Below are 10,056 nucleotides of genomic sequence, written 5' to 3' on the forward strand. Positions count from 1 at the left end.
ATCTCAGGTTTTGAGGATGGTGTGGTGGAGTCGGGTGGGGGAGGTGGTGGTGGGTCGCCAGCGGTGGTCGATGCCCCACCAGCTGGGGGCTTTGATCTCGGGGACGCCGTGGTTCATGCGGAGCTGCCAGCCGATCCGGTCGAGGGATCGGTGGTGGTACCAGCAGAGCATGACTCCGTTGTCGGTGTGGGTGGGTCCGCCGTGGGCGTGTTCGGTGACGTGGTGGATCTCGCACCACCCGGCGGGGGTCCCGCATCCGGGGATCACGCACCCGCCGTCGCGGAGGGCGATGGCGCGGCGTTGGTGCCGGTTGAACACGCGGTCTTCGGTCCCGATCGACAGGATCCGCCCGTTCGCCCGTGAGGTGACGCGCTGGATGACGCCCGCGCAGCCGATGTGGCGGGCGGTGTCGATGGTGACCGGCTGGTCGCAGCCCTGCGCGTGCGCGTACCCGCGCCCGGAGTGAAAGTTCTCGGCGGTGACGGAGACGACCAGGGTGGGGGCGTGCCCGCCGATCGTGGGCAGCAGTCCGCTGGACGCGGCGACCGTGAGGGCGGCAGCGAGCGCGTCGTGCTGCTTCTGGACCCGGGTGCGGTCGTCGGGTCCGGTCAGCACCGGTTGACCGTCGGCGTAGCGGGCGGTGGGGTCGTCGAAGGTGACTTTCGGGGACAGGTGGGCGTCGAGAATCGTCTGCAGCTGTGCGGCGACCTCTGGCAGCAGCAGTCCCCGGCAGGGGACCCCGGAGGGTGTCGCCTGCCCGAGCGTGAAACCCCGTCTGCGCAGCGCGGTCCGCTCCCGCGGTTCGGCGCCGTCTGGATCCAACGCGAGCGCCCACGCCTGCGCGTGGACTCTCAGCAGGCCCGCCGAGGCCGGAGGTGCCCCGTCCGGCCCCTCCCCACGTGCCTCGGCGACCACGACCTGCTCCGCCTGCCGCTGCGCGGCGGGTGCGACCCGCGGGGTGGCCGCCTGCAACGGGTCGCAGATCGCGAGGATCCCGTCGACGCCGGCGACCCCGTCGATCATCGCGTCACGCACGGCCGGGAACCGGGCGGGAAGCAGTTCCCCGGTGGTGTCGGACACCGCCGGGCGGACCGCTTTCGCGGCCCGCTGCAACCGGGTGGCGGTGCGGGCGTCGACACGGGTGAGTCGTTCGACCAGTTCGGTCACGTTCCGGCACCCCAGATGCGAGGTCATGAACTCGTCCCGGAACCCGGTCTCGGACCGGGCCATCACCTCACCGACCGCGTCGACCAACAGCGCCTCCACCAGCCGTCCCACCGCGGCGATCACCGTCACCTGCCCGGCGAGCTCCTGCTCGCTCGCCCGCTGAAACGCCCGCTCCGACACGGCCGCATCGACCACCCCAGCGGCCTGCGTAAGAAGGTCGCCCAGCGGGGCGGTCAACAGGTCCATACCCTCCATTGTGACGAGGGGGTCCGACATTCGAACGCCGGAAAAGACGCCGATCGGAACGTGAAACACGCACGCGAATCCGAGACGTCTCCCATCCGCCGCGCGAACCGGTGATCCGCTGCGAGCGCGAAGCGCTCGTGTCTCGAGACCACAGCTCCCGAGTCGGTTGCGATGGTCTCGATACACCGCGCCCTGCGGGCGCGGCACTCGACCACCGGGGGTGGCAGCCCACCCGTGACCGCTACTCCCGGCCCGCCGATACCCAGGTGGCGGGTCTGCAATCAGATCAGCCTTCCGCGTCGCGCTCCTGTGCGGCGAGGGCGCGCTCGACGCCGGCGAGGTTCTCGACGATGAGTCGTCGCAGGGCGGGCGGCGCATCGGTGTGCACCGCGAGCCAGCCGCGTGTGGCATCGCGCAGCTCGGCGGAGGCGAGCGCAGCCGGGTACAGCCCCGTGACGAGGTAGTCGGCAATCTGATAGGTCCGCGACGCCCATACCGGTAACAGCATCGCGAAGTACGGCTCGACGAACGCGGCGAGCGCCTCGACACCGGCGGGGTGCGTGAAACCCAATGCTGTGGAACGGATGACCGTGTTCGGCAGGTCGGCGGTGTCGATGAGCGACGCCCACGCCGCGCGCTTCGCTTCGACGGTCGGCAGTGCAGCCTTTGCCTGGGCGGCGAACTCGCCGCCTTTTGCGGTGTTATCGGCAGCCAGCGCGGCGTCGATGTCGTCCGTCGTGACCACTCCGCCGGCGGCGAGCGAGACCAGCAGCGTCCACGACAGATCGGCGTCGATCTCCAAGCCTGCAAGCGTCACGTGCCCGTCGCGCAACGCCTGCACCCGCTCCCAATGAGCGGGGGTCGACGCGGCGCTCGCAAAGGCGGTCACCAACTGCAGCTGGCTGTCGCTGCCGGCTTCGGCCGCCTGCGCCAGCTCCCAGAGCCCGTTCGCCACGCGCTCACGCGACGCGGAACGCGTGTCGGGGGTCACGTAGGAGTTGGCGGCGAGTTGCAGCTGACCCAAGGTCGTGCGCACGGTCGTCGATTCGGTCTCCGAGCCGATGTTGCGCAGCACGAGATCGATGTAGTCGGATGCCGACGCCTCGGCATCCCGCGTCTGGTCCCACGCGGCACCCCATACGAGCGACCGCGCCAGCGGGTCGCTGATCTTCGCGAGGTGCGCGATCGCGGTCTCGAGCGACTGGTCGTCGAGCCGGATCTTCGCGTACGCGAGATCCTCGTCGTTCAGCAGGATGAGATCCGGCTGACGGAGACCCACGAGCTCGGGCACTTCGGTGAGGTCGCCGTCGACGTCCAGCTCGACGTGGTGCGTGCGCTCCAGCGCGTCGTCCTGCAGTGTGTAGAAGCCGACGCCGAGACGGTGCGGGCGGATCGTGGGGTAGTCGGCGGGCGCTGTCTGCACGACCGCGAATCGGGAGATCACGCCGTCGTCGCCGACCCGGATTTCAGGCGTCAGGGTGTTCACACCGGCGGTCTCGAGCCACTTGCGGGACCAGCTCGACAGGTCGCGACCGCTCGTCGCTTCCAGCTCGACGAGCAGGTCGCGCAGTTCGGTGTTGCTGAAAGCGTGCTTCTGGAAGTACTTTCCGACACCGGCGAAGAACTCGTCGATGCCGACCCAGGCCGCCAACTGCTTGAGAACCGATCCGCCCTTGGCATAGGTGATGCCGTCGAAGTTGACCTGCACGTCTTCGAGGTCGTTGATGGTGGCGACGACGGGATGCGTCGAGGGCAGCTGATCCTGGCGATAGGCCCAGGTCTTCTCCATCGCGTTGAAGGTCGTCCAGGCTTCGGTCCACTCGGTGGCCTCGGCGGTCGCGATGGTCGAGGCCCACTCCGCAAACGACTCGTTGAGCCAGAGGTCGTTCCACCATTTCATCGTCACGAGATCGCCGAACCACATGTGTGCGAGCTCATGGAGGATCGTGACGACGCGGCGCTCCTTGACGGCATCCGTCACCTTGGAGCGGAAGACGTAGGACTCGGTGAACGTGACGGCTCCGGCGTTCTCCATCGCGCCCGCGTTGAACTCAGGTACGAACAGTTGGTCATACTTCGCGAACGGATAGGGGACGCCGAACTTCTCTTCGTAGTACGCGAACCCCTGGCGGGTCTTCTCGAAGATGTAGTCGGCATCGAGGTGATGCCACAGGCTCTTGCGGCCGTAGACTCCGAGTGGCACGACCCTGCCGGAGGCGCTCGTGAGTTCGCTGAGGGTGGCTTCGTACGGCCCGGCGATGATCGCGGTGATGTAAGAGGAGATGACCGGGGTCGGCTCGAACGCCCAGATCGCGGTGCCGGGGCCAGTGGGGACCGGCTCGGGCGTCGGTGAGTTGGAGATGACTTTCCACGCGTCGGGCGCGGTGACGGTGAACCGGAAGGTCGCCTTGAGGTCGGGCTGTTCGAACACGGCGAACACGCGGCGGGAGTCTGGCACTTCGAACTGGGAGTACAGGTACACCTCGCCGTCGACGGGGTCGACGAAGCGGTGCAGGCCCTCGCCGCTGTTGGTGTAGCGGCAGTCGGCGTCGACGATGAGCTCGTTGGCGGCGGCGAGTCCCGTCAGCGCGATGCGGGATTCGGCGAAGGCGGATCCGGGGTCGATCGCGGCTCCGTTGAGCGTGATTTCGCGCACCTCGCCAGCGATGAGGTCGATGAACGTGGACGCACCTTCGATCGCCGCGAAGCGCACGACGGTGCGGGAGCCGAAGACCTCGGCTCCCCGAGTGAGGTCGAGCGCGATGTCGTACGACTCGGTGCTCACGATCGCGCGGCGCTCCTGCGCCTCGATGCGGGTGAGGTTCTCTCCAGGCACTGCGATGCTCCCAGCGGTGATGGTGGTGGGGGTGGATGCCGCAGGGTGACGCTGCTGGCGTCGACGGCAACTGATTAACCCTACGTCGTCCGCGACTGTCTCTCACGCCGAACGTGGTCCCGCGCGTGCGCGACGGCGGTCGGAAGGTCAGTGAAGAGATGATTGTGGTGGCGGAGCGAAGCCAGCACACCCACGGTCCGAAACAGGCTCTCGTGGCGTGGCTGCACACCCTTGATGAGAACCGTCACACCACGGCGTTCCAGGGTCTGAACGATGTCTCCCAGCATCCGCGCACCGGTGGCATCCACCAGTTCGAGTGTGCTCATCCGCAGGATGACCACCGAGACGTCCTGGCGCGCGCTCGCTTCGGCGTAGACGCGATCGGCGGCGGCGAAGAACAGGGGGCCGTCGAAGCGGAGGATCGCGATGCGTTCATCGCCGGGTGCGGCGGGGCCCGCGATGGCCTCCTCGTGCACCGCTGAGGCGCGTGACAAGCTTCGGAGCGCGACGATGCCGGCGACGACAACGCCGATCACGACCGCGACGATGAGGTCGAACGATACCGTGATGATCGCGGTGAGCACGAATGCGATCGCGTCGGAACGCGTAGATCGAAGGATCGCGCGCAGCGTGCCCGCGTGCACCATGCGGATCGACGTGACCATGAGGACGCCCGCCAGGGCGGCGAGCGGAATGGCGCCGACGGCGCCACCGGCGATGAGCACGACGGTGAGCAGCACGAGCGCGTGACAAATGGCCGCCAGGCGGGACCGGCCGCCGGAGCGGACATTGACGGCGGTGCGGGCGATCGCGCCGGTGGCGAGCATGCCGCCGAACAGGGCGGAGCCGAGGGAGGCGATCCCCTGACCGACGAGCTCCCGGTCGGGATCGTACGGCCCCGAATCGGCCATTCCCGCGGCAACCCGTGCCGAGAGCAGCGACTCGATGGCGGCGAGGGCCGCGACCGTCACGGCGGGGAGGACGAGCGAGCCCAGCGTGGCGCCGTCGCTAGCGGGGAGCGCGGGCGCCGGTAGACGGTTCGGCAGCTCGCCGATGGGGCGTAGCGGATCGGGGACGACGAGGGACAGCGCCGTGACCACGAGGATGCCGACGAGCGAGCCCGGGATCGCGCGGTGCACCCGCGGGGCGAGCAGCATGCACGCGGCGACGATCGCCACCGCCGCGAGGCTCCACACGAGGTAGGCGGGATCGGCGGCGACGAGCGCCTGGGCCGTCGCGACGAGCGCGTTCGCGCTGTGGCCGCTCACGGCCGCCGCGGCAGTGAGCTGCGGCACCTGCTGCAGAAAGATGATGACGGCGATGCCGAGGGTGAACCCCTCGATCACCGGCCAGGGGATGACGGAGACGGCTCTGCCCAGACCCAGCATCCCGGCAGCGACGACGATGCCGCCCGCCATGAGGGTCACGGCGGCGACCGATCCGACTCCTTGAGTCGCGACGATGGGCGCCAGCACGACCACCATTGCCCCGGTCGGCCCCGACACCTGCACAGGGGACCCCCCGAAGATCGCCGCAAGGGCTCCCGCGACGATCGCGGTGATCAGACCCGCTTCGGCGCCCATCCCCGAGCTGATCCCGAAGCCCAACGCCAGCGGGAGGGCCACGATGCCCACGGTCAGTCCCGCGATGAGATCGCCCCGCCACGTTCGGCCGACATGCGCATAGTCCTCCCGCGACGGAGCAAGCGCTCGTGCCCATCGCGTCAGTCCCTGCCGGCGTGCGTTCACTGCCGCGGTGTCGGGTGCCGACGTCATGGCCGGGGGTCGGCCGTGGAGAGGGCCGGTAGCGAGCGGGCATCGACGAGCAGATCGCCCTCGGCAGTCAGGATGCCGAGGAGCAACTCGCGCGCAGCTGTCAGCAGATCAGCGACGCGCGGATCGGCGAGTCGGTAGTAGACGTGGCTGCCGCGGCGCTCGGAGCTGACGAGTCGATGCCGCCGCAGCACGGAGAGGTGCTGCGAGAGGTGAGAGGCCTCCAGGCCGGTGTTCTGCTGCAGGTCCGCGACGGTGCGTTCGTCCGCGGAGGCGAGCAGTTCCAGGATCCGGATCCGGAAGGGATGCGCGAGCCCTTTGAACAGGTTCGCCTTGACCTCGTACAGCGGACGTTCCGCGCGACTGAATGGCATGATGGAGTCATCATATCCGGGCGGGCCGCCGACGTAGGGGGCTCCTAGAATGGACGCATGCGCATCCACATCGCGACCGACCACGCCGGACTCGAGTTCTCGACGCAACTGCAGCATCACCTCGCTCAGCAGGGCCACGACATCGTGGACCACGGACCGCTGGAGTACGACCCGGTCGATGACTATCCGGCGTTCTGCATTCGCGCCGCCCAGGCCGTCGTCCGCGACCAGCAGGCCGGCGTCGAGACGCTCGGCATCGTCTTCGGCGGCTCCGGCAACGGCGAACAGATCGCCGCCAACAAGGTCCGCGGCATCCGCGCGGCCCTGGTGTGGAGCATCGCGACGGCAGAACTCGCGCGCGAGCACAACGACGCCAACGTCATCTCGATCGGCGCCCGTCAGCACACCGTGGAGGAAGCGATCGGCTTCATCGACCGCTTCATCGAGACGCCGTTCTCGGGCGAAGAGCGGCACGTACGCCGCATCGCCCAACTTGCTGCGTACGAGGACGACGGTTCGCTCCTTCCCGACCCGCGCGCAACGGCATCCGCGCCGGTCGGCGGCGAGTCGGCCGACGACCTGGACCCCGAAGCCGGCTGATGCCAGAAGGACATTCCGTCCACCGCATCGCGCGTCAGTTCGACCGCAACTACGTCGGGCGCGTCGTCGCAGCATCCAGTCCACAGGGACGGTTCACGGCAGGGGCTGCGGTCATCGACGGGCGCGAAGTCGCCTCAGCGCGTGCCATCGGCAAGCAGATGTTCCTGGGCTTCGACGGCGACGAGTGGCTGCGCGTGCACCTCGGCATGTACGGAGCGTGGGACTTCGCCGGTGAGATCGAAGTCGACCCGACGATCGCCTCGGCCAACGGCCGGATGGGGCAGACCAACCAGCGCGGTACGGATATCGACGCGGTGTTCGCTCCGGTTTTCGACAGTGCGGGCGAGAACTCGCTGAGCTCCATCGGTGCACCGCGGCGCGCGCGTGTGCACGTGCGGATGAGCGAGCAGACGCAGGGGCTCGGCGAGGTGGGCGATGGAGCCCACCAGTGGCCTCCTCCGGTGGTCGGGCAGGTGCGGCTTCGGCTCATGACGGACACGACGTGTGCCGATCTGCGCGGTCCCACGACGTGCGAGCTGCAGACCCCCGACGAAATGCAGGCGACGATCGCGAAGCTCGGTCCCGACCCGCTCGTGGACGACCCGACCGCTGGTGAAGAGCGGTTCACGGCGACGGTGCGCCGCAAGCCGACGCCTATAGGGCTGCTGCTGATGGACCAGACGGTCGTCAGCGGCATCGGCAACGTCTACCGGGCCGAGCTGTTGTACCGTGCGTTGCTCGATCCCCACACACCCGGAAGGCTCGTGCCCGAAGATCTCGCCCGGCAGATCTGGCGGGACTGGTCGCGGCTGCTGGTGATCGGAGTCGAGACCGGTCAGATGATGACGATGGACGACCTCGACCCCGAGGCGTACCGGCGAGCGATGGCCCATCGCGACGACCGCCACTGGGTGTACCACCGCGCCGGCCTACCGTGCCGCGTGTGCGGCACCGAGATCGTGCTCGAAGAGATGGGCGCCCGCAAGCTCTACTGGTGCCCGTCATGCCAGAAGTAGGGTGGTGGGCTCGATGAGACAGAACCCGAGCTTCGCCATGACGGATACCGATGAGCTCCGCCGAGTCATCGACGAGTACCCGTGGATGACCCTCGTCAGTCACACCGCGGAGGGTCTCGTCGCCTCGCACTACGCGGTCCTCCTCGACGAAGACCGGGACGACCTCACGATCGTGGGCCACGTCGGCAGACCCGACGACGCCATCCACGGACTGGGGCAGCGCCAGCTGCTCGTCATCGTGCAGGGTCCGCACGGCTACATCTCGCCCGGGTGGTACGGCGACGTGCCGAGCGTGCCGACCTGGAACTTCGTGTCGGTGCACCTGAGCGGCATACCCGAGATCCTCGCCCCGGAGGAGAACCTGCGGGTGCTCGACAGGCTCGTCGCACGGTTCGAGTCGACGCTGCCGCAGCCGCGGCTGATGTGGCAGCCGCCGAACGACGAGGAATACGTGCGACGCCTGGAGCGCGGCACGGTGGGGTTCCGGCTGACGCCGACGAGCGTCGTCGCGAAGCGCAAGCTCAGCCAGAACAGGTCGGATGATGTGGTCGACACGATCATCGAGGAGCTCGAAGCCGGCTCGAGCCCCTACGCCGATCCGCGGCTGCCGGGCGAGATGCGGCGGGCGCATGAGGCGCTGCGTGCCGCCCGGTCTGCACAACTCCGCCTGAAAGTCGAAGGTGGGGCCGATTCAGCGGCCTCGGCGACAACTGAGGCGGAGTTATGACGGCGCAGCGCGGCGATACGGTCGCCATCATCGCCGACGCTCGACTGACTGGTGGCGGCCGCCTCGACCCGTTCGGCGACGACCCCGTCGATCTGCACCTTTCGGACGGACACATCGTCGACATCGCGCCGGCCGGCGCGTTGCCGCGGCGCGGCCTCGTGCTCGACGCCGGGGGCGCGTGGGTGATCCCGGGTCTTTGGGACCACCATGTGCACACGGTGCAGTGGGCGCTCGTGGCTCAGCGGCATGCGCTTGGCGCGGTGAGCTCGGCGGCCGAGGCGGCAGCGATCATGGGGCGCGCCCCCGTGCTCCCGGACGGCCGCCGGATCGGCACGGGCTACCGCGACGCGCTGTGGCCCGACGAGCCGACCATCGCCGCGCTCGACGCTGTGACCGGTGAGGTTCCCACGTACCTCATCAACGCCGATGTGCACAGCGTGTGGCTGAACTCCGCAGCGCTGCGCCGTGAAGGCTTCCCCCTCGATTCCTCCGGTGTCCTTCGTGAGGAGCTTGCGTTCGAGGTGTCACGCCGCCTCAACGCCGTGGACCCCGCGACAGGCGACGGGCTCGTCGCCGCCGCGCTGCGGACCGCGGCATCCCGCGGCATCGTCGGCATCGTCGATCTGGACATGGCCTGGAATGTTGAAGCGTGGCGGCGACGTACGGATGCCGGGTTCGACACCTGCCGCATCCGCTTCGGTGTCTACCCGGCACAGTTGGACCGCGCGCTGGCCGAGGGCTTGCGCTCGGGCGATCCGCTCGACGCGGCGGGGCTCGTACACGTCGGCCCGCTGAAGATCATCACCGACGGTTCGCTCGGTACGCGCACCGCGGCGTGCTCGCACGCGTATCCCGGGGATCCTCACAACCGCGGCGTGCTCACTTTCGGCCTCGACGCACTCGTGGATCTCATGACCCGCGCAACCGGCGGCGGACTGTCGTGCGCCGTTCACGCGATCGGCGACGTCGCGAACACGAATGCGCTCGACGCCTTTGCCGTCACCGGTGCGACCGGGACGATCGAGCACGCCCAGTTGGTCGCTCACGCCGACATCCCGCGCTTCGCGCGGCTCGGGGTGGGGGCGAGTGTGCAGCCCGAGCATGCCATCGACGACCGTGACCTGACCAACACGATCTGGGCGGCCCAGTCCGCCATGGCCTATCCGTTGCGCGCGCTCGCGGACGTCGGCGCAAACCTGCTGTTCGGCTCGGACGCGCCGGTCGCGCCACTCGATCCGTGGGCGGCGATCGCAGCCGCGGTGCACCGCACTCGTGACGGCCGCTCGGCGTGGCGCGCGGAGCAGGCGGTGGATGCAGC

Annotated in this window: 8 protein-coding genes; 4 read left to right on the forward strand and 4 right to left on the reverse strand. The window is 69.0% G+C overall.

Features of this window, described 5'->3' with window-relative positions:
• Positions 1–3: 3 nt before the first annotated feature.
• From WBP48_RS14405 to WBP48_RS14420, 4 genes are all read right to left on the reverse strand, one after another.
• Entirely contained in the window at positions 4–1,413 is a 1,410-nt protein-coding gene (locus tag WBP48_RS14405; protein WP_424441443.1) for a DUF222 domain-containing protein, read from the reverse strand.
• A 286-nt stretch (positions 1,414–1,699) separates the two neighbouring features.
• Positions 1,700–4,249, reverse strand: a complete 2,550-nt coding sequence (gene pepN / locus WBP48_RS14410) for an aminopeptidase N (RefSeq protein ID WP_424441444.1) — start codon at positions 4,247–4,249, stop codon at positions 1,700–1,702.
• 80 nt (positions 4,250–4,329) lie between these two features.
• Positions 4,330–6,024 carry a SulP family inorganic anion transporter gene (locus WBP48_RS14415; protein WP_424441445.1) on the reverse strand — a complete coding sequence of 565 codons (1,695 nt, stop codon included), beginning with the start codon at positions 6,022–6,024 and terminating at the stop codon, positions 4,330–4,332.
• A complete protein-coding gene (locus WBP48_RS14420) occupies positions 6,021–6,395 on the reverse strand; it encodes an ArsR/SmtB family transcription factor (protein ID WP_424441446.1) in 375 nt (124 codons plus the stop codon). The genes WBP48_RS14415 and WBP48_RS14420 overlap by 4 nt, the downstream gene beginning before the upstream one ends.
• 57 nt (positions 6,396–6,452) lie before the next feature.
• On the opposite strand from WBP48_RS14420, the gene WBP48_RS14425 reads away from it, so the two are divergent.
• The 4 genes from WBP48_RS14425 to WBP48_RS14440 all read left to right on the forward strand — a co-directional run.
• Complete coding sequence (locus WBP48_RS14425; protein WP_424441447.1) at positions 6,453–6,995, forward strand: ribose-5-phosphate isomerase; 543 nt, start codon at positions 6,453–6,455, stop codon at positions 6,993–6,995.
• Entirely contained in the window at positions 6,995–8,011 is a 1,017-nt protein-coding gene (locus WBP48_RS14430) for an Fpg/Nei family DNA glycosylase (RefSeq protein ID WP_424441448.1), read from the forward strand. The genes WBP48_RS14425 and WBP48_RS14430 overlap by 1 nt, the downstream gene beginning before the upstream one ends.
• 13 nt (positions 8,012–8,024) lie before the next feature.
• On the forward strand, positions 8,025–8,738 hold the full coding sequence (locus WBP48_RS14435) for an FMN-binding negative transcriptional regulator (RefSeq protein ID WP_424441449.1): 714 nt from the start codon (positions 8,025–8,027) through the stop codon (positions 8,736–8,738).
• The coding region (locus WBP48_RS14440) for an amidohydrolase (protein ID WP_424441450.1) at positions 8,735–10,056 on the forward strand (1,322 nt) is incomplete at its 3' end. The genes WBP48_RS14435 and WBP48_RS14440, both read left to right, overlap by 4 nt.

Origin of the sequence: Microbacterium sp. (genome assembly GCF_049661145.1) — a bacterium.
Classification (GTDB): Bacteria; Actinomycetota; Actinomycetes; order Actinomycetales; family Microbacteriaceae; genus Microbacterium.

Excerpts from the sequence above, each read along its gene's own strand:
- WBP48_RS14415 (WP_424441445.1), bottom strand. The coding sequence starts at position 6,024 with ATGACGTCGGCACCCGACACCGCGGCAGTGAACGCACGCCGGCAGGGA.
- WBP48_RS14430 (WP_424441448.1), top strand. The coding sequence starts at position 6,995 with ATGCCAGAAGGACATTCCGTCCACCGCATCGCGCGTCAGTTCGACCGC.
- WBP48_RS14420 (WP_424441446.1), bottom strand. The coding sequence starts at position 6,395 with ATGCCATTCAGTCGCGCGGAACGTCCGCTGTACGAGGTCAAGGCGAAC.
- WBP48_RS14405 (WP_424441443.1), bottom strand. The coding sequence starts at position 1,413 with ATGGACCTGTTGACCGCCCCGCTGGGCGACCTTCTTACGCAGGCCGCT.
- WBP48_RS14435 (WP_424441449.1), top strand. The coding sequence starts at position 8,025 with ATGAGACAGAACCCGAGCTTCGCCATGACGGATACCGATGAGCTCCGC.
- WBP48_RS14425 (WP_424441447.1), top strand. The coding sequence starts at position 6,453 with ATGCGCATCCACATCGCGACCGACCACGCCGGACTCGAGTTCTCGACG.